The sequence below is a fragment of the Caballeronia sp. LZ024 genome (genome assembly GCF_031451455.1).
GTDB classification, from domain to species: Bacteria; Pseudomonadota; Gammaproteobacteria; order Burkholderiales; family Burkholderiaceae; genus Caballeronia; species Caballeronia telluris.
In genome coordinates, this window is the sequence record NZ_JARUXL010000001.1 from 391,050 (window position 1) to 411,673 (window position 20,624).

Below are 20,624 nucleotides of genomic sequence, written 5' to 3' on the forward strand. Positions count from 1 at the left end.
CGCCTTTTACATAGGGGACAAAGATGGACATTCTCATCCAGCGCGACGGCGGCGTCTTGACCATCGCGCTCAATCGGCCGGACAAGAAGAACGCGATCACGGCCGCGATGTACCAGGAACTGGCCGACGCCTTCTTCGAAGCGGAGAAGGACGCGAGCGTGCGAGTCGTGCTGATTCGCGGCAACGGCGGTACGTTCAGCGCGGGCAACGATCTCGAAGACTTCATGAAGGCGCCGAACACCGACCACGATGCGCCCGTGCTCCAGTTCCTGCGCCGCATCAGCAGCGCACCGAAGCCCGTGGTGGCGGCGGTGGCGGGCGCGGCGGTCGGTGTCGGCACGACGATGCTGCTGCACTGCGATCTCGTCTACGCAGCATCCACGGCGAAATTCTCGATGCCGTTCGTGCAACTCGGGCTGTGCCCGGAAGCGGCGTCGAGCCTGTTGCTGCCGCGCGTCGCGGGCTATCAGCGCGCGGCGGAAAAGCTGCTGCTCGGCGAAGCGTTCGACGCACAGGAAGCCGTCCGCATGGGCTTCGTGAATCGCGTGCTGGACGCCGCCGAAGTCGATGCATTTGCGTTGCAGCAAGCGCAGAAACTGGCGTCGCTGCCCGCTTCGTCGCTGCGCCTCTCCAAGTCGCTGATGAAAAGCGCGGATGCCGCCGCTATCGCGCATCGCATCGACGAGGAAGCCGGGCACTTCGGCACGATGCTGAAGGCGCCGGAAGCGCGCGAGGCGTTCCAGGCCTTTTTCGACAAGCGCAAGCCGGACTTCAGCCGCTTCGAGTGATCACTCCGCGCCGTACTCGACGAAGCCGTTCTCCCGCGCGAAGCTGACGAGCCGCAAGCCCGCCTCTTTCGCGATGGCGATGGCGAGCGACGTCGGCGCCGAAATCGTGACGACCATCGGCACGCCGACGCGCGCCGATTTGCGCACGAGTTCATAGCTTGCGCGGCTCGACAGAAACACGAAACCTTGCGTCGTGTCTTCGCGGTTCAGGATCAGATGGCCGATCAGCTTGTCGAGCGCGTTGTGCCGGCCGACGTCCTCGAACGCGTAGCGCACCGCTCCGTCGGCGTCGCACCAGGCGGCCGCGTGCAGGCCGCCCGTTAGCTTCGTCAACTGCTGATGCGCGGGCAGTTCGCGCGCGGCGCGAGCGATCGCGTCGTCGGCCACGCGCGCGAGAAAGCCCGTGTCCGGCACGCGCTCGGGTTGCAGGTCGAGCAACTCGATGCTCTCGATGCCGCATACGCCGCAACCCGTTCTGCCGGCGAGCGCGCGCCGCTTGTCCTTCAGCGCGACGAACGCCTGCTGCACTACTTGCAGATGCACTTCCGCATGCGGCAAGACGGCGTCGTCGCTATCGCGGAAGAACACTTCGATGTCGTGGATGTCGCTGCCGCGCTCGACGATCCCTTCCGTGATCGAGAAGCCGACCGCGAATGCTTCGAGGTCGCGCGGCGTGCACATCATCACCGCGTGTGAAATGCCGTTGAAGACGAGCGCGACGGGCCATTCCTGCCCGACGTTGTCCGAGGCGATCGTCGTATCGCCGATGCGATGGCGGCGCACCTGGCGCTCGATGTATCCGGGCTGGTCGTCCGTGTCGAGTTCGTTCACTTTGCTGTTTTCCCTGGAGCAGCCCGCGCGCGATACACGGGCATAACGTTTGCTGCCGAATCGACGAAGGAGCGTGCGCGACCCCATGCAGGGGCGCCGCAACTGTGGGTATATTTGTCGTCCGAGGCCCTACAATAACTTAAGCCGGCGAAGCATGCCGATGCTCGCCATCACGCCAACGAGGCAACTGTCATGGGACTTTACGACGCCGCGCGTCTGTTCGAATTCGAAGTCGAGTCGTCCGAAAATCTGCGCTTCATTCCCCTTGCCGTGCGTTTCAACCTCGATCGCTTTGGTCTGCGGATAACGCTCGATCAATGGCAGATGCTCCCGCACGACGACCGCGTGCTGCTCGCGCGCTTCCCGGTCGAAGTCGACAGCGAGATCGAACCGAACTTCGATCGCGCGATCGACGAGATGTTGCGCACGCATGCGAACGCCGCGCCCGAGAAGTTTACGCCCGACGCCGATCCGGTCTGGGCCCACGCCGACGCCGTGCCGGAGACCGTCATCCGGCAGAGCAGTCTCGCGGGAGTGAGCGCGCCGAGCCTGTCGCGCTGGGGCGCGCTCGACCCGTTCCAGCGTTACGCGCTCGCCAAGCTCGCGCGCCGCACGGACGAATTGAATCACGACTTCCTGCCCGCGATGCGCGAGTTCGGACTCGCGGAATGACGCCAAAGCGCGGTCATCGCTGACCATCTGAAGCGCTGCATTTAAGCGCTTAGGGATTTTTTTTGCCGCTGCCCTAAAGCCGGCACCCTGGCTGCCGTTATCCAGAGATCGCGGCGTGGACGACAGGTCCGCGCGCCGGTTTCGTGCGCCGTTTCGGCGGCTCGCGAAACCGCCTCCGCGCCTGCTTTCACGGATGACGCCCGTAGCCCATGATCCCATTCTTTTCCAGGCGCCTGCTGGTCAATGTCGCTGTCGTGCTGCTCGCGCTCGGCGCGAATGCGTTCGTCGCTTACCGGCAGATCAGCGGTCAGGGCGAAGCCGACGCGCGCACGCTCCGCTCGATGAGCCTGATGCGCGACCTGGACGCCTATCGCGGCACGCTCGGCGAAAACCTGACCGCGCTCAGCCGCTTCGAGGCGACCGGCACGCTCGAATCGGCCGCGGTGCGCGAAGCGCGTAGCGCGCACATCGACGCGCTCGAAAGCAGCCTGCGCGCCCAGTTCGCCATCGAGCCGGGCATGGACGGCGCGTTCGACGCGCTCGCGCGCGCAGCCGCCGTCATGAAGCGCGACTCGCATGCCGCGTTCGAACGCGCGGTGAAGGCGAGACCCGGCGCGTCGCGCGACTGGGTCGATGCGCTCTTTGCGCAGATGGCGGAAGACCAGCAGGCCGTCGACGAAGAACTCGCCGCGCTGCGTGCCCGCGAGGACATCGCGCTGACCTCGGCGCTCGATGTCTCGACCGAGGCATCCGGCCACGCGATGCTGCTTCTGATCGTCACGATGCTCGCGGGCAGCGGCGTGCTGATCTACACCTTCGCGAGCCACGAGCGCTCGGCGCGCGGCAAGCTGCGCATCGCCCGCGCCATGCAGCGCAGCAACGAACGCTTTCGCGGGCTCTTCGACTCGCATCCGGTGCCGATGTGGATCGTCGACAGCGAGACGATGCGCTTCGTCGCCGTGAATCCGGCGGCGCTCCAGCATTACGGCTACACCGAACCCGAGTTCATGGACCTGACGCTTCGCGACCTGCATGGCGCGGAAGACTTCGCCCTGTTCGCGGCGCGGCTCGCGCGAGGCGCGAACGACGAGGCGCCGGGGCAGCGCGCGGCGGGCGTATGGCGGCACCGGCACAAGGACGGTTCGTCGATCAGCGCGGACGTCTCGTATCACGCGCTCGTCTATTCGGGCCGGCCGGGCCTCTTCATGCTCGCGAACGACGTGACCGACCGCATCAACGCCGAGGCCGAGGCGCGGCGTTCGAACGAGATGCTCGAAGCCGTGATCGACAACATTCCGCAGCGCGTGTTCTGGAAGGATCGCGAGTCGCGTTATCTCGGCTGCAACAACGCGTTCGCGCGCGACGCCGGCCTCGCCTACAACGAGCAGGTGATCGGCAAGACCGACGACGAACTGCCGTGGGGCGCCTTCGCCCACGTGCTGCGCGCCGACGACGAAGACGTGATCACGACGAGCGTGCCGAAGATGCACTTCGAACAGGACATCATGGTCGGCGATACGCTGCGCACCGTGGTCGCGAGCAAGCTGCCGCTCACCGACGGCGAAGGACAGATCATCGGCGTGCTCGGTTCCTATCACGACGTGACGGAGAGAAAGCGCTCGGAGCTTGCGCTGCGTCTGCAAAGCCGCGCGCTCGACGCGAGCGTCAACGCCATTCTGATCACCGGCCCGGCGAACGGCGGCAACGTGATCGAGTATGCGAATCCGGCGTTCAAGCGCATCACGGGCTACGATCCGGCCGAAGTGATCGGCCGCGATTGCCGCTTTCTGCATGGCAACGATCCCGAGCAGGAAGGGCTCGATACGATTCGCCGCGGCCTCGACGCCAATCGCGAAGTGAGCGCGGTGCTGCGCAACTACCGCAAGGACGGCGCGCTGTTCTGGAACCAGCTGTTCGTCGCGCCCGTGCCGGACGTGAACGGCCACACGACGCATCACATCGGCGTGATCAACGACGTCACCGACCTGATCCGCTATCAGGAACAACTCGAATATCAGGCGAACTTCGACACGCTCACGCGCCTGCCGAACCGCAACCTGCTGCGCGAGCGCCTCCAGCAGGCGATCGACCACGCGCGCCGGCACGACACGAAGCTGTCGGTCGTGTTCATCGACCTCGACGGATTCAAGAACGTCAACGACAGTCTCGGCCACAGCGTCGGCGACCGGCTGCTCGCGGTGGTCGGGGAACGTCTCGCGCGTTGCGCGCGGGCGGGCGATACAGTGGCGCGTCACGGTGGCGACGAGTTCGTGATCGTGCTGCCCGGCTTCGCCGACGAGACGGCGCTGATCGCGTGGATGGAGCGCGTGCGTGCGGCGATTTCGGAGCCGGTGTGGCTCGACGGCACGGAACTGTATGTCGGCTGCAGCATGGGCGCGAGCCTCTTCCCGCAGGACGGCGACGATGCCGAAACAGTCCTGAAGAAAGCCGACCTGGCGATGTATCGCGCGAAGGACATGGGCCGCAACACCTTCCAGTTCTACCTGCCGGAGATGAACGCGAGCGTCGGTGCGCGGATGAACGTCGAGCGGCGGCTGCGGCGCGCGCTGCGCGATGGCGAGTTCATCCTGCATTACCAGCCGCAGGTCGACATGACGACGGGCGGCATCGTCGGGATCGAGGCGCTCGTGCGCTGGATGGACCCCGAGCACGGGCTCGTGTCGCCGGCGTCGTTCATTCCGGTGGCGGAGGAAAGCGGGCTGATCGGGCCGCTCTCGGAGTGGGTGCTGCGCGAGGCGTGCCGGCAGAACAAGGCGTGGCAGGATGCCGGATTGCCTGCCGCGAGAGTCTCGGTGAATCTCTCGGCGCGGCAGTTCCAGCAACGCGATATCGCGCGGCTCGTGACGTCGGTGCTGGAGGAAACCGGGCTTGAGCCGAAATACCTCGAACTCGAACTCACCGAGAGCACCATCATGCGCAACGCCGAGGAGGCGATCACGATGCTGGCGGAGTTGTCGGCGCTCGGCATCGGCATCGCGATCGACGACTTCGGCACCGGCTATTCGAGCCTCGCCTATCTGAAGCGCTTCCCCGTGCACCGGCTCAAGATCGACCGCTCGTTCGTGGCCGACATCGGCACGTGCGGCGACGACGAAACGATCACCTCGGCAATCATCGCGCTCGCGCATTCGCTGGAATTGCAGGTGATCGCCGAGGGCGTCGAGACGTCCGCGCAGCACGAATTCCTGCGCGCACGCGACTGCGACGAGATGCAGGGCTACTACTTTTCGCGCCCGATGCCGCGCGACGACATTCCCGGGCTGTTGCAGCACGGGATCACACTGAACTGAGCGCGGCGGTCTTCAGTCGATGGCGGGCAACGCGCGCGGACGGCGGTCGCGATCGGTGGCGACGTAGGTGAGCATTGCCTCCGTCACCTTCACGACCTCGCCGTTCAGGCGCATGCGCTGCGCGTACACCTCGACCGATACCGTGACCGACGTGTTGCCCGTCTTCACGACGTCGGCATAGAAACTCAGCAGGTCGCCGACGAACACCGGCTGCTTGAAGATGAACGAGTTCACCGCGATGGTCGCGACGCGCCCGTTCGCGCGACGGCTGGCGGGAATCGATCCGGCGATGTCGACCTGCGCCATGATCCAGCCGCCGAACACGTCGCCGTGGACGTTCGAATCGGAGGGCTGCGGCATCACGCGCAGCGCGACCGGCTTGTCTGGAAGTTGCATTGGGTCGGTCATCGGTGGAGTCCGGTAGGGGCGCTTCGGTCAGCGTGAGCGGTGGATGCCGCCATCTGCGACAATGAACGCATGAAACGATGCCGCGACGGCCGCGCGATGAAATGCGCGATGGCCGCGCGGATCATCGGATTGTACGGGAAAGCATGCGCCCTCGACGTGCTCCCGCCCCGCGATACCGCGATACCGCGCTGCCCGCGCACCGGTCACGACCGGCGCGCCGCGTGCCCATGCCGATCCAGAATTCATGCGCCGCTCATCCAGTTCGTCCAGTTCCTCCTACGCCGAGCCAGCGCCGCTCCAGAAAGGCCCGCGCAACGACTGGCAGACCATCCGCTCGCTGCTGCCGTATCTCGCGACCTACAAGTGGCGGGTCGCGTTCGCGCTCACCTGCCTGATCGGCGCGAAGGTCGCCAATCTGGGCGTGCCGATCGTGATGAAGAAGATCGTCGATGGCCTCGCCTCCGTGCAGCATCTCACCGCGCTCGGCCGCGCGAACGATTCGCCCGGCATTGTGCTGATCGGCGGCATCGGGCTGCTCGTCGTGGCGTATGCGGTCGTGCGGCTTTCCACGTCGCTCTTCACCGAGCTGCGCGAGATCCTCTTCGCGAAGGTGACCGAGAGCGCCGTGCGCACGCTCGCGCTGCGCGTGTTCCGCCATCTGCATGCACTGTCGCTGCGCTTTCACCTCGAACGGCAGACGGGCGGCATGTCGCGCGACATCGAGCGCGGCACGCGCGGCATCCAGCAACTCGTGTCGTATTCGCTCTACAGCATCCTGCCGACGCTCGTCGAAGTCGGCCTCGTGCTCGGCTTCTTCGTGACGAAGTACGAGGCGTACTACGCGATCGTCACGTTCATTGCGCTCGTCGTGTATATCGTGTTCACGGTGAAGGTGACCGAGTGGCGCACGCACTTCCGGCGCACGATGAACGATCTCGATTCGAAGGCGAACTCGCGCGCGATCGATTCGCTGCTGAATTACGAAACGGTGAAGTACTTCGGCAACGAGCAGTGGGAAGCCGAGCGTTACGACGAAAACCTGAAGCGCTACCGGACGGCCGCGATCAAGTCGCAGCGTTCGCTGTCGATGCTCAATTTCGGGCAACAGTCGATCATCGGCACGGGGCTCGTGTTCATTCTCTGGCGCGCGACGCAGGGCGTGATGGCGGGACGCCTCACGCTCGGCGATCTCGTGCTGATCAACACATTCATGCTGCAGCTCTACATTCCGCTGAATTTCCTCGGCGTGGTGTATCGCGAGTTGAAGCAGAGCCTCACCGACATGGACCGCATGTTCACGCTGCTCGCGGCCGGCCGCGAGGTGCCCGACGCGCCCGGTGCCGAGGCGCTTGTTGTCGGTGGCGCGGCGGTGCGCTTCGAGAACGTCAGCTTCGGCTACGAAGCCGCCCGGCCGATCCTGCACGACGTCGATTTCACGATTCCCGCGGGCACGACGACCGCGGTGGTCGGTCACAGCGGCTCGGGCAAGTCCACGCTTGGGCGGCTCCTCTTTCGCTTCTACGATCTCGACCGCGCGCACGGCGGGCGCATTTTGATCGACGGCCAGGACATTCGCGATGTCACGCAGGACTCGCTGCGCGCGGCGATCGGCATCGTGCCGCAGGACACGGTGCTCTTCAACGATTCGATCTACTACAACATCGCTTACGGGCGTCCGTCGGCGACGCGCGACGAAGTGATCGCGGCGGCGCGGGCCGCGCATATCCACGATTTCATCGAAAGCCTTCCGGCCGGTTACGAGACGCCGGTCGGCGAGCGCGGGCTGAAGCTCTCGGGCGGCGAGAAGCAGCGCGTCGCGATTGCGCGCACGCTGCTCAAGAACCCGCCGCTTCTGATCTTCGACGAAGCGACGTCCGCGCTCGATTCAAAATCCGAACGCGCGATCCAGCATGAACTCGATTCGATCGCGCGCGAGCGCACGACGCTCATCATCGCGCACCGGCTGTCGACGGTCGTGCACGCGCAACAGATCATCGTGATGGATCATGGGCGGATCGTCGAGCGCGGGACGCACGCCGATCTCTTGCTCGCCGGCGGTCTCTTCGCGCAGATGTGGGCGCTGCAGCAGCAGCGGGCAGAAGAGCCGCGCGCCGACCGGGATACGGCCGACCAGCAGGGCACAGCACACGACATCGCGCAGGACACCGCGCGGGCATGAAAAAGCGCCGGTGCCTCGCGGCATCGGCGCTTTGTGTTGCGCGAAGCGAGCGTTACTCCGTCGCGTGCGCGGTCGAGATCGTCATGCCGCCCGGCGCGCTGCCGACGGCCATCGCCGGCGCCGCCCAGCGCAGCCATTGCGAGCGCAGCGCGACCAGGAGGCCAAACGCGCAGGTCGCGAGCACGCCGAAGGTCGCGAAGCCCATCTGATAGCTGCCGGTGCTTTCCTTCGCGATCCCCATGATCACCGGCAGATAAAAGCCGCCGATCCCGCCCGCGGCGCCGACGATCCCCGACAGCAGTCCGGTCTTGCCCTTCCAGCGTTGCGGCACGAGCTGGAAGGTCGAACCGTTGCCGAGGCCGAACGCGATGTAGAGGCAGATCAGCAGCACGATTCCGCCGGCGACGGGCGGCATCCAGATCGCGAAGGTGAAGTCGGCGACGGCGATCACGGCGAGCAGCACGAGAAGCGCGCGCACGCCCGTCACGCGATCCGCGACATAGCCGCCGAACGGTCGCACGATCGCGCCGAGAAACGCCAGCAGTGCCATGAAGAGGCCGGCTTCGATCTTCGGCATCTGATAGAGCGTCGTGAGGAGCAGCGTCACGTAGGACGACATGCCGACGAAGCCGCCGAACGTGATGCTGTAGATCAGCATGACGACCCAGGTATCGCGTTCGCCGAGCACCGCGCGATAGCGCTTCGGCAGCACCGCGATGGCGAGCAGCGCGCCGATCACCGGCAACATCAGCACGCCGGTGCGTCCCGTGCCGAACACGCCGCCGTACACGGCCAGCACGAGCACGATCAGCCCGACGAGCGTCACCGCGAAGCCCGTCAGCGCGCGCAGGGTACTGCCGGTCTTTTCTCCCGCATCCGCCGCCCATGCATAGAGCGCCACGGCCGTGATCGCGAGAAGCGGCAAAGCGGCTGCGGTCGAAGCCTTCCAGCCGAACGCTTCGGCGAGATGCGGGAACAGGAAGCCGTCGAGCACCGCGCCGATGTTGCCCGCCGCGGCCAGCCCGAGCACGAGGCCCTGGACCTTCGGCGCGTAGGTGCTGCCCGCCATCGGCAGCGCGACCGCGAAGCTCGCGCCGCCCATGCCGAGGAACACGCCCAGCACGAGCATCAGCGAATAGGACGGCACGCCCGGCAGCAGCGGCAGGACGATCGTCGGAATGGAGGAGAGCACGACGCCCATCAGCGCGACGCGCCGTCCGTTGGTCGACTGGTACAGGTTGCCGAGCGTCACGCGAAGGATGGCGGCAGCCAGCACCGGCACTGCGACGAGAAAGCCCTGCTGCGCGGCCGTCATCGCGATGTCCTTGCTGATGAACGGCGCGAGCGGCCCGTACAGCACCCAGACGGTGAAGCCGGTATCGAAGTACAGGAAGCAGGCGAGGAGCGAGCGCCAGTTGCCGGTTTTCAGCGATGTCGTCAGGTTCTTCATCAAGGGTCCTCGAGTGGGGCGGCGCGATGCGTCTGTGGTCGTTCGTTCTCGCGCGCGGGCGGTCCCCGAAATTGCAAGCATCATGCCAATGTCGTGCATCTTTTCGAGGGATCGCCGGAAGCGAATGTTGGCGTGGGTTCCAGCGCGGCTCCAGTGGCATGGCGTCGCGCATCCGGCCGCACCGTCGACGCTGCGCCGCGGCACCGCCCGGGTGCGCGCTGCGTGAGAATGGTGCGATGACGCATCGCCGGGCGGTGCGGGACCCGGCCGCGCGCCGCTAAAATGCGGGCTTCGCCGCCGGCCGCGCGGATGAGGGAAAGGACCCAGCATGGAACTCAAATGGCTCGAAGACTTCGTCTCGCTCGCGGAGACGCGCAGCTTCAGCCGCTCGGCGGAACTGCGCCATATCACGCAGCCGGCGTTCTCCCGGCGCATCCAGGCGCTCGAAGCGTGGCTCGGCACGGAACTCATCGACCGCTCGGTGTATCCGACGCGCCTCACGCAAGCCGGTCAGGTCTTCTATGAGCAGGCGCTCGCGATGCTCTCGCAGTTCCATGAGGCGCGCACGCTCCTGCGCGGCCAAGGCGGCGCGCCCGCCGCGACGATCGAATTCGCCGTGCCGCACACGCTCTCGCTCACCTATTTCCCCCGCTGGCTGCAACGCATCGAAGCGCGGCTCGGACGCATTCACACGCGACTGCGCGCGCTGAACGTGCACGATGCGGTGCTGTCGCTCGTCGAAGGCGGCTGCGATCTCGTGATGGGCTATCACCATCCGAGCCATCCGGTCGCGCTCGATCCCGCGCGCTACGACATGCTCACGCTCGGCACCGAGCCGATCAGTCCGTTCTCGGCGGTCGGCAAAGGCGGCCGGGCGCGCTACACGCTGCCCGCAAGCGCCGAAGCGCCGGCGCCGTATTTGTCGTACACGCCCAATGCCTATCTCGGCCGCATGACCGAGGTGATCATCGCGACCGCGCCGACCCGCCCGCATCTCGACCGCGTCTATGAAACCGACATGGCCGAAGGCCTCAAGGCGATGGCGCTCGCGGGGCACGGCATCGCGTTCCTGCCGCACAGCGCCGTCGAGGATGCGGTCGAGGAAGGGCGCCTGATCCGGCTCGACCGGGGAACGCGCGGCGTGCCCGCCGGTCAGTTCACGCTGACGATGGAAATCCGCCTTTACCGCGACAAGCTCGCTTCGCAAGGCGACGATCCGCGCCAGGCGCTCACGCGCAGCCTGTGGGACGCAGTAGGCGAGGAAGTGCTGAAGGCATCGCCGGAAAACCAGGCAGGATAAGCTTCTCCGACGTTATGCGCGAAACGCATAATCGGATAAGGAAACGGCATTGGATTTCGAAACAGCGTTTTTCGACAATGTGCGCATTGCCCAAAACGCTGGAGCGTAAATGTCATCTCCGAAGCACGACCTGCCGTCACCCGCCGCCCAACACGCCATTCCGTCGTACCTTCACGCCGACGATCTCGGCCCGTGGGGCAACTATCTGAAGCAGGTCGACCGCGTCGCGCCGTATCTCGGTTCCCTCTCGCGCTGGATCGAAACGCTCAAGCGTCCGAAGCGCATTCTCATCGTCGATTGCCCGATCGAACTCGATAACGGCACCGTCGCCCATTTCGAGGGCTATCGCGTGCAGCACAACATGTCGCGCGGTCCCGGCAAGGGCGGCGTGCGTTACCACCAGGACGTGACGCTCTCGGAAGTGATGGCGCTGTCCGCGTGGATGTCGGTGAAGAATGCGGCCGTGAACGTGCCGTATGGCGGCGCGAAGGGCGGTATCCGCGTCGATCCGCGCACGCTCTCGCGCGGCGAACTCGAACGCCTGACGCGCCGCTACACCAGCGAAATCGGCATCATCATCGGACCGAACACCGACATTCCCGCGCCGGACGTGAACACGAACGAGCAGATCATGGCGTGGATGATGGACACGTACTCGATGAACCAGGGAAGCACGGCCACCGGCGTCGTGACCGGCAAGCCGATCTCGCTCGGCGGCTCGCTCGGCCGCAAGGAAGCGACCGGACGCGGCGTGTTCGTGGTCGGCACGGAAGCGGCGCGGCGCATCGGCTTCGATATCGAAGGCGCGCGCATCGCGGTGCAGGGTTTCGGCAACGTCGGCGGCATCGCGGCGCGGCTCTTCCAGGAAGCCGGCGCGCGCGTGATCGCCGTGCAGGACCACACGGGTACGCTGCATAACTCGCAGGGCATCGACACGGCCGCGCTGCTCGATCACGTCGCGAAGCACGGCGGCGTGGGCGGCTTCACCGGCGCGGACCCGGTTTCCGCCGACGAGTTCTGGACGATCGAAAGCGACATCCTGATTCCGGCCGCGCTCGAAGGGCAGATCACCGAGAAGAACGCGTCGAAGATCAGGACGAAGATCGTCGTGGAAGGCGCGAACGGTCCGACGACCACCGCCGCGGACGACATCCTCCACGACAAGGGCATCCTCGTGATCCCGGACGTGGTGGCGAACGCGGGCGGCGTGACGGTCTCGTACTTCGAGTGGGTGCAGGATTTCTCGAGCTTCTTCTGGACCGAGGACGAAATCAACCAGCGGCTCGAACGCGTGATGCGCGAGGCGTTCGCCGCGGTCTGGCAAGTGTCGAGCGAACACAAGGTGTCTGTGCGCACGGCCGCGTTCATCGTCGCCTGTTCGCGGATCCTGATGGCGCGCGAGATGCGCGGTCTTTATCCGTGATCGACTGCGCAGTTTGCGCGCATTGTTTCGCCTTCGTGCGCCGCATGGACGGGCGCGCAAGGCGTTGTTCGCGCCCTTTAAAAAAGCAGGCGGCATCCCGCGCGGAATGCCGCCTGCTTTTGCATGGAAACTACAGTTAGAATGCGCGTCGCAGGGCGTGTGGCGCGGTGGATTCAAATTTTGAGACGTGTGGTTAACAATCATTCTTTCAGAATAATTACCCTGCTAAACTTGCCCCGTTTTCGCCACAGGAGATCGAACAAATGAAGATTAAAAAAGTTGCGCTCACGCTCGCCGCACTGGGTTTTCTCGCCACGGGCGCTTACGCTCAGGATGCCGGCACGCTGAAGAAGATCAAGGACACCGGGGTGATTTCGCTGGGTCACCGCGAATCGTCGATTCCGTTTTCGTACTACGACGACAAGCAGAACGTCGTCGGTTACTCCCATGAATTCGCGCTGAAGGTGGTCGACGCCGTCAAGAAGAAGCTCGGCATGTCCGACCTGAAGGTGAAGCTCACGCCGATCACGTCGCAGAACCGCATTCCGCTCGTGCAGAACGGCACGGTCGATATCGAGTGCGGCTCGACGACGAACAACGCCGAGCGCCAGCAGCAGGTCTCGTTCTCGAACACGATCTTCGTGATCGGCACGCGCCTCATGACCAAGAAGGATTCGGGCGTGAAGGACTGGGCCGACCTGAAGGGCAAGACCGTCGTGACGACCGCGGGCACCACGTCCGAGCGCCTGCTTCGCAAGATGAACCAGGACAAGAACATGGGCATGAACATCATCAGCGCGAAGGATCACGGCGAGTCGTTCCTGACGCTGTCGACCGGCCGCGCCGTGGCGTTCATGATGGACGACGCGCTGCTCGCAGGCGAGCGCGCGAAGTCGAACACGCCGAACGACTTCGTGATCGTCGGCGCGCCGCAGTCGCATGAAGCCTACGGCTGCATGATCCGCAAGAACGATCCGGAGTTCAAGAAGGTCGTCGATGATGCGATCGCGCAGGTCGAAACCTCGGGCGACGCGGACAAGATCTACAAGAAGTGGTTCGAAAGCCCGATTCCGCCGAAGGGCCTGAACCTCAACTTCCCCGAAAGCGACGACATCAAGGCTCTCTTCAAGAGCCCGAATGACAAGGCAATCGACTAACCTGTCCGGGTATCGGGTGAACGGAACGGAAGGAGCGTCGCGCTTCTTCCGTTTTCTTTTGGAGTGAGTCCATGTCTTATCACTGGAACTGGGGCATCCTGCTGAGTCCGGTATCGACCGGGGAGCCCACGACCTACCTTGGCTGGCTGATTTCCGGCTTCTGGGTGACCGTCACGGTGTCGCTCGCCGCGTGGGTGATCGCGCTCGTGATCGGTTCGCTGTTCGGCATCTTGCGCACGGTCCCGAATCGCTTTCTCGCGGGCATCGGCACGGTCTACGTGGCGATCTTCCGCAATATTCCGCTGATCGTGCAGTTCTTCATCTGGTATCTCGTGATTCCGGAACTGCTGCCGCCTTCCATCGGAAACTGGTTCAAGCAACTGCCGCCGACCGCGCAGTTCTTTTCGTCGTCGATCATCTGTCTCGGGCTCTTTACCGGCGCGCGCGTGTGCGAGCAGGTGCGCTCGGGCATCAACGCGCTGCCGCGCGGCCAGCGCGCCGCCGGCCTCGCGATGGGGCTCACGCAGTGGCAGACGTATCGCTATGTGCTGATGCCCGTGGCGTACCGCATCATCGTGCCGCCGCTCACGTCGGAATTCCTCAACGTGTTCAAGAACTCGGCGGTCGCGTCGACCATCGGTCTGCTCGACTTGTCGGCGCAGGCGCGCCAGCTCGTCGACTACACGGCGCAGACGTATGAGTCGTTCATCGCGGTGACGCTCGCCTACATGCTGATCAACCTGATCGTCATGCTCTTGATGCGCTGGGTCGAAGCAAAGACCCGGTTGCCCGGCTACATCGGAGGCAAGTGATGCATCATTTCAACTGGAGTGGCGTCATCGGCGCCTTGCCGACGCTCTGGACCGGCGCGATCATCACGCTGCAGATCACGGTGCTCGCCATCGTCGTGGGTATCGTCTGGGGCACGGTGCTCGCGCTGATGCGGCTCTCGGGCGTCAAGCCGCTCGAATGGTTCGCGAACATCTACGTCACGCTGTTTCGCTCGATTCCGCTCGTGATGGTGCTGCTGTGGTTCTTCCTGATCGTGCCGCAGTTCCTGCAGAATGTGCTCGGGCTCTCGGCCGACATCGACATCCGGCTCGCCTCCGCGATGGTCGCGTTCTCGCTCTTCGAGGCCGCTTATTATTCGGAGATCATTCGCGCGGGCATTCAGTCGGTCTCGCGCGGACAGGTGAACGCGGCGTTCGCGCTCGGCATGACCTACGCGCAGGCGATGAAGCTCGTCGTTTTGCCGCAGGCGTTCCGCGCGATGGTGCCGCTCTTGCTCACGCAGGCCATCGTGCTCTTTCAGGACACGTCGCTCGTCTACGTGATCAGCCTCGCGGACTTCTTCCGCACGGCGACGAACGTGGGCGACCGTGACGGCACGACCGTCGAGATGGTCCTTTTCGCCGGGGCATGCTATTTCGTGGTCTGCGTGCTGGCATCGGCCCTAGTCAAAAGTCTTCAGAAAAAGGTCGCAAGATGATCTCTTTGAAAAATGTTTCCAAGTGGTACGGCCCGTTCCAGGTGCTGACCGACTGCACGACCGAAGTGAAAAAGGGCGAAGTGGTCGTCGTGTGCGGCCCGTCGGGCTCGGGCAAGTCGACGCTAATCAAGACCGTGAACGGCCTGGAGCCGTTCCAGAAGGGCGAGATCACGATCAACGGCCAGTCCGTCGGCGACAAGAAGACGAATCTGTCGAAGCTGCGCTCGAAGGTCGGCATGGTGTTCCAGCACTTCGAACTGTTCCCGCATCTGTCGATCGTGCAGAACCTGACGCTCGCGCAAATCAAGGTGCTCGGCCGCTCGAACGACGAAGCGATGGCGAAGGGGCTGAAGCTCCTGGATCGCGTCGGATTGCGTGCTCACGCCGAGAAGTATCCGGGCCAGTTGTCGGGCGGTCAGCAGCAGCGCGTGGCGATTGCGCGCGCGCTGTCGATGGATCCGATCGCGATGCTCTTCGACGAACCCACCTCCGCGCTCGATCCGGAGATGATCAACGAAGTGCTCGACGTGATGGTCGAACTGGCGCAGGAAGGCATGACGATGATGTGCGTCACGCACGAAATGGGCTTCGCCAAGAAGGTCGCGCATCGCGTGGTCTTCATGGACAAGGGGCTCATCGTGGAAGACGACAAGAAGGAAGAGTTCTTCGCGAACCCGAAGTCGGATCGCGCGAAGGATTTCCTCGCGAAGATCCTGCACTGAGCTTCGTTTCGCTCGCTGCAATGGAAAAACGGCCTCTTGCAAAAGAGGCCGTTTTCTTGTGAGCGTTACTTCGTATTGTCCTGAACGGTGGCGTCGGGCGCGTTCTTCTTCACCGACTCGATGCCGTTGTCACGCGCCGACGCGCTGCTGTAGCTTTCGCTCACGCCGATCACTTCGTGGTTGCCGGCCTTGAGCGTGAACATCGGTTCGCCTTTGGTGTTGTCCTTGCGTTGATAGCGCTCGTCGAGCGGCGCGTTCTTGCGCACGGATTCGATCCCGTGCTCCGCCGACGCGCGCGTCACGTACAACTCGCTTCGCAGGATCGGTTCGCCGTTGCCGGCGCGCAGGTTGAAATAGAACTGCCCGTTGCTCGCTTTGTCGATCACGAATTTTCCTGACATGGCGCTTCCTTTCGCGGTGGATGAAGCTTGAGTCGGAGGGTTCGACGCAACCAGTCGATGCTATTCGATGCCGAGCGCCGTCTCGACCGCCGCGCTCGTTTCGATCTTCAACGCCGATTCCACGCAGACCTTGCAAAGCGGCTCGGCGGCCTTTTTCGCCACCTCTTCCGGCACGGGAATATTCACGGTTTTCTGCAGCGCGCCTTTCTGAAACATCGCGAGATCGCCGGGGGCGAAGCGGGTCCAGATTTCGTTGTCGGTGAGCGGCGAGGTCGCGATCACCGCGACGCGGTCTTCCGGCGTCGTGTACTTCGCGAAGTCGATCGACATGTCGGCGTCGATCAGATGCGCGGTCGAGAACGGCCAGCTGCGCACCAGATAATAGAGATGCGTGGAGCAATGCGAGAAGAGCGCCTGACCGTTCGACATCAGGAAATTGAACACGCCGTACTGCGTGATCTCGCGCGTGAGCGTGGCGAGCGCGTCGAAGAGTTCGTCGAGCGGCGGCTGCGAACCGGGGAACGCTTCGCGCAAGCCTTGCAGCAACGCGCAAAACGCGAGTTCGCTGTCGGTCGTGCCGACCGGCTGGTAGACGCCTCCTAACTGCGGCGCATGGCCTTTCAGGTCGCCGTTGTGCGCGAAGATCCAGTGGCGGCCCCACAGTTCGCGCAAAAACGGGTGGCAGTTTTCGAGCAGGATGTGCCCTTGCGTCGCCTTGCGGATATGCGCGATCGTGTTCTTCGACTTGATCGGATAGCGCTTGACCATCTCCGCGAGCGGCGAGCTGGCCGACGATTGATGGTCGATGAACAGTCGGCATGCCTTGTCTTCGAAGAAGGCGATGCCCCAGCCGTCGGCGTGGTGATCGGTGACGCCGCCGCGCGCCGCGAAACCCGTGAACGAAAACGTCACGTCGGTCGGCTCCGCGCAGTTCATTCCAAGAAGTTGGCACATGTTGCTGGGGCTGCAGGCTGGGTGTTGGAGCGAATTGTTACAATGCTGTCTCACAAGCATATCACCGAGCCCACGCCCGAAAATATCGATCATCCGGCTGCCCGCGGGCATCGTTGCTGATTTTCCACGGCGATTTTTCCCGATATCGCTTCGATGCCGCTCCCGTGCCGCTTCCATCACGCGCCGCGCCGCTATCGATATCGCTGAAGGCTCGTGTCCCGCAAACCGATCGTCTTCGCCGCCAAAACCGCCATGTCCGCTCAACACGCCGCTTCCGAATCGCAGTCTCCCGCCACGCTCACCATCGCGCGCCCCGACGACTGGCATCTGCACGTGCGCGACGGCGCGATGCTCGCCGCCGTCCTGCCGCACACCGCGCGCCAGTTCGGCCGCGCGATCATCATGCCGAACTTGCGCCCGCCGGTGACGACGACGGAAATGGCCGCCGCGTATCGCGAGCGGATTCTGGCCGCGTTGCCGAAGGACGGCCCCGGCGCGCGCTTCGAACCGTTGATGACGCTCTATCTCACCGACAACACGCCGCCCGACGAAATCCGTCGCGCGCGCGAAAGCGGCTTCGTGCACGGCGTGAAGCTGTATCCGGCGGGCGCGACGACCAACTCGGACGCGGGCGTGACCGACCTGGCGAAGTGCGCGAAGACGCTCGAAGCGATGCAGGAAACCGGCATGCCGCTTCTCGTGCACGGCGAAGTGACCGACCCCGCGATCGACTTGTTCGATCGCGAGAAGGTCTTCATCGACCGCGTGATGACGCCGTTGCGCCGCGATTTTCCGGCGCTGAAGGTGGTGTTCGAGCACATCACGACGAAAGACGCCGCCGAGTACGTGCGCGACGCGAGCGGCCCGGACGGCACCCTCGGCGCGACGATCACCGCGCATCACCTGCTGTACAACCGCAACGCGATTTTTCTCGGCGGGATTCGTCCGCACTATTACTGCCTGCCCGTGTTGAAGCGCGAGACGCATCGCGTGGCGCTCGTCGAAGCGGCGATCTCGGGTAATCCGCGCTTTTTCCTCGGCACCGACAGCGCGCCGCATCCGAAGGGCTTGAAGGAGCACGCGTGCGGCTGCGCGGGTTGCTATACGGCGCTGCATGCGCTGGAGCTCTACACCGAAGCCTTCGATCAGGCCGGCGCGCTCGACAAGCTGGAAGGTTTCGCGAGCTTTTACGGCCCCGATTTCTATCGTCTGCCGCGCAGCACCGAGACGGTGACGCTGCGTCGCGAATCGTGGACGCTGCCGGCCCAGTTCGCCGCCGGCGACACGGAAGTCGTGCCGCTGCGCGGCGGCGAGTCGATCGGCTGGCGGCAGGTTTAAGCGCTTGTGGATCGTTCGGGCATGCAGGAAACCGCCGCAGATCCATACACGGCGTTTGCGCGCGTCGACTGGAGCCAGCCGTGGCTTGCGCCGCTCGCCGAGCGGGGCGCGCGTTGGCAGACAGCGGCGCTTATCGACTACGCCACCTATCTAAGCGCGCTCAACGTCGACGCACGCCGCGCCGCGCTTTCGACTGGCCGCGGCAAGGCGCTGTCGTTCATCGCACAGGACGATCTGCCGCCGGGCGCGTCCTACGAAGGACACATTGCCGCGACCGGTTGCGTCCCGACGCGCCACAATCTGCACGATTTCTTCAACGCGTCGATGTGGTTCCAGTATCCGCGGATCAAGGCGGCGTTGAATGCGCTGCAAGCCGGGGAAATCGACGCGCTCGGCATCGGACCGACGCGCGGCGGGCTGCGCGACGCGCTCACGCTCTTCGACGAAAACGCGGTGCTTTTTGCGTCATGTGACGCGGGTGTGTCGGAAGCGCTGCGCGGGTTCGACTGGCAGTCGCTCTTCGTGAACGGCCGCGACGCGTGGGGCGAACGCTGCGAATCGCGCGTTTTCGGCCACGCGCTGCTGGAAAAGCTGGTCGGGCCGTACAAGGCGTGCACGGGCCACGCGTGGATCGTCGAAGTGCCGCCCGCCTATTTCTCCGCCGACGAAGCGCAACGTCGCGCGCTGCTCGACGAGCGCATCGCGGACAGGCTGCTCGCCACGCCGCCGACAAGCCGCGATTTCGCGCCGCTGCCCGTTCTGGGCGTGCCGGGCTGGTGGCCGGCGAACGAATCGACGGCGTTCTACGACGATGTCTCGGTATTCCGCCCCGGCCGGCGCCACCGGTGAACCGCGCGTTCGCGACGGGTCGGCTTCCACCCCATGTTAAAATTCGTGCAGCAAAGCAGGCCAGGCAGTCGCGGCTTTTCCGGTTTCGGCCGGGAAGGGCGAGGAAAGTCCGGACTCCACAGGGCAGGGTGATGGCTAACGGCCATCCGTGGCGACACGCGGAACAGGGCAACAGAAAGCAAACCGCCGATGGCCCGATGCAAATCGGGATCAGGTAAGGGTGAAACGGTGCGGTAAGAGCGCACCGCGGCTGTCGCGAGACAGACCGGCACGGTAACCTCCACCCGGAGCAATTCCAAGTAGGCAGGCGCGCATCTTCGGGATGCAGGACGGGGCCCCCGTTTCGTCTGCGGGTAGGAAGCTTGAACGCGTCAGCAATGGCGCGTCTAGAGGAATGACTGCCACGCACAGCGCGTCTTCGGATGCGCTGCGTGCACAGAATCCGGCTTATCGGCCTGCTTTGCCTTCGCTCAAAGTCAAAAAGCCGGCGTCAGTGATGACGCCGGCTTTTTGCATCTGGCCTGCTTCGCTGCGATCAGATCGCGACGATATCGAACGAATGAGTCAATTCGGCCGACTTCGCGAGCATGATCGACGCCGAGCAGTATTTGTCGTGCGACAGGTTGATCGCCCGCTCGACGGTCGCCGGATTCAGGTTCTTGCCCGTCACCGTGAAGTGGAAGTGGATCTTCGTGAAGACCTTCGGGTCTTCGCTCGCGCGCTCGGCCTTGAGCGTGACCGAGCATCCGGCGACTTCCTGACGGCTCTTCTTCAGGATCATGACGACGTCGTAGGCCGTGCAGCCGCCCGTGCCGAGCAGCACCATTTCCATCGGACGCGGGGCCAGGTTGCGGCCGCCGCCGTCGGGTGCGCCGTCCATCGTGACGAGGTGGCCGCTGCCGGTTTCGGCTGCGAACGCCATGCCATCCTGTCCCATCCAGCTTACTTTGCATTCCATGCTCAGGCTCCAGCGCAACTCAAGACGTTGTTTTACAAAACTACATTGTAACGGGTCGGTCGTTTCCGGCACGCCGCCGATAAGCGCATATACGGGTTGACGGCGCGGATATCAACCGTGCGGTATGAGCAGCGTGGAGCGGCTCGTCAGACTGAACAGGTCCTCTAATGCGTCGATCTGCTTGGACGAGCAGCGTGGAGCGAATCTAGTTGGTTGTTTTAAAAAGGAAAACAATCGCTGTCACGCATATGTCACGAATTTCGAATTATGAAATCAGCTCTCACCATGCAAAATTTCTTGCTTTACAGTAACCGCCTGCCTATACTCGGCTCATTGGTTGTCGCAGTTCGACATCTCTACCGCGTCTCCTCCACTCCTCCTTTGGTGGATTAAG

General features: G+C 64.3%; 18 protein-coding genes and 1 other RNA gene. 13 read left to right on the forward strand and 6 right to left on the reverse strand.

The window, feature by feature from the left end; all coding sequences use genetic code 11:
* Positions 1-23: 23 nt before the first annotated feature.
* Positions 24-788 (forward strand): enoyl-CoA hydratase, encoded by a 765-nt coding sequence (locus QCE48_RS01855; protein WP_309786428.1) that lies wholly within the window; start codon positions 24-26, stop codon positions 786-788.
* On the opposite strand, the gene fdhD is transcribed toward QCE48_RS01855, so the two are convergent.
* A complete protein-coding gene (fdhD, locus tag QCE48_RS01860; RefSeq protein ID WP_309786427.1) occupies positions 789-1,619 on the reverse strand; it encodes a formate dehydrogenase accessory sulfurtransferase FdhD in 831 nt (276 codons plus the stop codon).
* A 192-nt stretch (positions 1,620-1,811) separates the two neighbouring features.
* Between fdhD and QCE48_RS01865 the strand changes: the two genes are divergently transcribed.
* Together QCE48_RS01865 and QCE48_RS01870 are read left to right on the forward strand one after the other, a co-directional pair.
* The gene (locus QCE48_RS01865; RefSeq protein WP_309786426.1) at positions 1,812-2,291 is read left to right on the forward strand and encodes a nitrate reductase associated protein; all 480 of its coding nucleotides are present in this window, start codon (positions 1,812-1,814) and stop codon (positions 2,289-2,291) included.
* A gap of 209 nt (positions 2,292-2,500) precedes the next feature.
* Complete coding sequence (locus QCE48_RS01870; RefSeq protein ID WP_309786425.1) at positions 2,501-5,602, forward strand: EAL domain-containing protein; 3,102 nt, start codon at positions 2,501-2,503, stop codon at positions 5,600-5,602.
* Between the two features lie 12 nt (positions 5,603-5,614).
* Here the strand turns inward: QCE48_RS01870 and QCE48_RS01875 are convergent, their stop codons facing one another.
* The gene (locus QCE48_RS01875) at positions 5,615-6,010 is read right to left on the reverse strand and encodes an acyl-CoA thioesterase (RefSeq protein ID WP_087629369.1); all 396 of its coding nucleotides are present in this window, start codon (positions 6,008-6,010) and stop codon (positions 5,615-5,617) included.
* Positions 6,011-6,254: 244 nt separating this feature from the next.
* On the opposite strand from QCE48_RS01875, the gene QCE48_RS01880 reads away from it, so the two are divergent.
* The gene (locus QCE48_RS01880) at positions 6,255-8,189 is read left to right on the forward strand and encodes an ABC transporter ATP-binding protein/permease (protein WP_309786424.1); all 1,935 of its coding nucleotides are present in this window, start codon (positions 6,255-6,257) and stop codon (positions 8,187-8,189) included.
* Positions 8,190-8,241: 52 nt separating this feature from the next.
* Here QCE48_RS01880 and QCE48_RS01885 read toward each other — a convergent pair whose 3' ends face one another.
* Positions 8,242-9,639 carry an MFS transporter gene (locus tag QCE48_RS01885; protein WP_309786423.1) on the reverse strand — a complete coding sequence of 466 codons (1,398 nt, stop codon included), beginning with the start codon at positions 9,637-9,639 and terminating at the stop codon, positions 8,242-8,244.
* A gap of 328 nt (positions 9,640-9,967) precedes the next feature.
* Here QCE48_RS01885 and QCE48_RS01890 point away from each other — a divergent pair, with 328 nt between their 5' ends.
* The 6 genes from QCE48_RS01890 (at position 9,968) to QCE48_RS01915 (ending at position 15,730) form a co-directional block, all read left to right on the forward strand.
* Complete coding sequence (locus tag QCE48_RS01890; RefSeq protein ID WP_309786422.1) at positions 9,968-10,939, forward strand: LysR substrate-binding domain-containing protein; 972 nt, start codon at positions 9,968-9,970, stop codon at positions 10,937-10,939.
* A gap of 109 nt (positions 10,940-11,048) precedes the next feature.
* Positions 11,049-12,362 (forward strand): Glu/Leu/Phe/Val dehydrogenase, encoded by a 1,314-nt coding sequence (locus tag QCE48_RS01895; protein WP_309786421.1) that lies wholly within the window; start codon positions 11,049-11,051, stop codon positions 12,360-12,362.
* 263 nt (positions 12,363-12,625) lie between these two features.
* Positions 12,626-13,519: a glutamate/aspartate ABC transporter substrate-binding protein gene (locus QCE48_RS01900; protein WP_309786420.1), complete on the forward strand. Its 894-nt coding sequence runs from the start codon at positions 12,626-12,628 to the stop codon at positions 13,517-13,519.
* 71 nt (positions 13,520-13,590) lie between these two features.
* Positions 13,591-14,331 (forward strand): amino acid ABC transporter permease, encoded by a 741-nt coding sequence (locus tag QCE48_RS01905; protein WP_309786419.1) that lies wholly within the window; start codon positions 13,591-13,593, stop codon positions 14,329-14,331.
* Positions 14,331-15,008: a glutamate/aspartate ABC transporter permease GltK gene (gene gltK / locus QCE48_RS01910; RefSeq protein WP_309786418.1), complete on the forward strand. Its 678-nt coding sequence runs from the start codon at positions 14,331-14,333 to the stop codon at positions 15,006-15,008. Before QCE48_RS01905 ends, gltK begins: the two co-directional genes overlap by 1 nt.
* On the forward strand, positions 15,005-15,730 hold the full coding sequence (locus tag QCE48_RS01915) for an amino acid ABC transporter ATP-binding protein (RefSeq protein WP_087629378.1): 726 nt from the start codon (positions 15,005-15,007) through the stop codon (positions 15,728-15,730). The genes gltK and QCE48_RS01915 overlap by 4 nt, the downstream gene beginning before the upstream one ends.
* A 65-nt stretch (positions 15,731-15,795) precedes the next feature.
* Here the strand turns inward: QCE48_RS01915 and QCE48_RS01920 are convergent, their stop codons facing one another.
* Positions 15,796-16,131 carry a YegP family protein gene (locus QCE48_RS01920; protein ID WP_309786417.1) on the reverse strand — a complete coding sequence of 112 codons (336 nt, stop codon included), beginning with the start codon at positions 16,129-16,131 and terminating at the stop codon, positions 15,796-15,798.
* Positions 16,132-16,191: 60 nt separating this feature from the next.
* The gene (locus tag QCE48_RS01925; protein WP_309786416.1) at positions 16,192-17,085 is read right to left on the reverse strand and encodes a class II glutamine amidotransferase; all 894 of its coding nucleotides are present in this window, start codon (positions 17,083-17,085) and stop codon (positions 16,192-16,194) included.
* Positions 17,086-17,337: 252 nt separating this feature from the next.
* Between QCE48_RS01925 and pyrC the strand changes: the two genes are divergently transcribed.
* The 3 genes from pyrC to rnpB all read left to right on the forward strand — a co-directional run bounded on the left by pyrC (position 17,338) and on the right by rnpB (position 19,738).
* Entirely contained in the window at positions 17,338-18,423 is a 1,086-nt protein-coding gene (gene pyrC / locus QCE48_RS01930) for a dihydroorotase (RefSeq protein WP_309788299.1), read from the forward strand.
* Between the two features lie 21 nt (positions 18,424-18,444).
* Positions 18,445-19,272 carry a DUF3025 domain-containing protein gene (locus tag QCE48_RS01935; protein ID WP_309786415.1) on the forward strand — a complete coding sequence of 276 codons (828 nt, stop codon included), beginning with the start codon at positions 18,445-18,447 and terminating at the stop codon, positions 19,270-19,272.
* A gap of 52 nt (positions 19,273-19,324) precedes the next feature.
* Positions 19,325-19,738: RNase P RNA component class A (rnpB, locus tag QCE48_RS01940), an RNA gene on the forward strand.
* Between the two features lie 69 nt (positions 19,739-19,807).
* Here the strand turns inward: rnpB and QCE48_RS01945 are convergent.
* A complete protein-coding gene (locus QCE48_RS01945; protein WP_309786414.1) occupies positions 19,808-20,230 on the reverse strand; it encodes an OsmC family protein in 423 nt (140 codons plus the stop codon).
* Between the last annotated feature and the right edge of the window lie 394 nt (positions 20,231-20,624).

Bases quoted from the DNA above. Each gene is read 5' to 3' on its own strand.
- QCE48_RS01855 (WP_309786428.1), top strand. From the start codon at position 24: ATGGACATTCTCATCCAGCGCGACGGCGGCGTCTTGACCATCGCGCTC.
- QCE48_RS01865 (WP_309786426.1), top strand. From the start codon at position 1,812: ATGGGACTTTACGACGCCGCGCGTCTGTTCGAATTCGAAGTCGAGTCG.
- QCE48_RS01870 (WP_309786425.1), top strand. From the start codon at position 2,501: ATGATCCCATTCTTTTCCAGGCGCCTGCTGGTCAATGTCGCTGTCGTG.
- QCE48_RS01875 (WP_087629369.1), bottom strand. From the start codon at position 6,010: ATGACCGACCCAATGCAACTTCCAGACAAGCCGGTCGCGCTGCGCGTG.
- QCE48_RS01880 (WP_309786424.1), top strand. From the start codon at position 6,255: ATGCGCCGCTCATCCAGTTCGTCCAGTTCCTCCTACGCCGAGCCAGCG.
- QCE48_RS01885 (WP_309786423.1), bottom strand. From the start codon at position 9,639: ATGAAGAACCTGACGACATCGCTGAAAACCGGCAACTGGCGCTCGCTC.
- QCE48_RS01890 (WP_309786422.1), top strand. From the start codon at position 9,968: ATGGAACTCAAATGGCTCGAAGACTTCGTCTCGCTCGCGGAGACGCGC.
- QCE48_RS01895 (WP_309786421.1), top strand. From the start codon at position 11,049: ATGTCATCTCCGAAGCACGACCTGCCGTCACCCGCCGCCCAACACGCC.
- QCE48_RS01900 (WP_309786420.1), top strand. From the start codon at position 12,626: ATGAAGATTAAAAAAGTTGCGCTCACGCTCGCCGCACTGGGTTTTCTC.
- QCE48_RS01905 (WP_309786419.1), top strand. From the start codon at position 13,591: ATGTCTTATCACTGGAACTGGGGCATCCTGCTGAGTCCGGTATCGACC.
- gltK (WP_309786418.1), top strand. From the start codon at position 14,331: ATGCATCATTTCAACTGGAGTGGCGTCATCGGCGCCTTGCCGACGCTC.
- QCE48_RS01915 (WP_087629378.1), top strand. From the start codon at position 15,005: ATGATCTCTTTGAAAAATGTTTCCAAGTGGTACGGCCCGTTCCAGGTG.
- QCE48_RS01920 (WP_309786417.1), bottom strand. From the start codon at position 16,131: ATGTCAGGAAAATTCGTGATCGACAAAGCGAGCAACGGGCAGTTCTAT.
- QCE48_RS01925 (WP_309786416.1), bottom strand. From the start codon at position 17,085: ATGTGCCAACTTCTTGGAATGAACTGCGCGGAGCCGACCGACGTGACG.
- pyrC (WP_309788299.1), top strand. From the start codon at position 17,338: ATGTCCGCTCAACACGCCGCTTCCGAATCGCAGTCTCCCGCCACGCTC.
- QCE48_RS01935 (WP_309786415.1), top strand. From the start codon at position 18,445: ATGCAGGAAACCGCCGCAGATCCATACACGGCGTTTGCGCGCGTCGAC.
- QCE48_RS01945 (WP_309786414.1), bottom strand. From the start codon at position 20,230: ATGGAATGCAAAGTAAGCTGGATGGGACAGGATGGCATGGCGTTCGCA.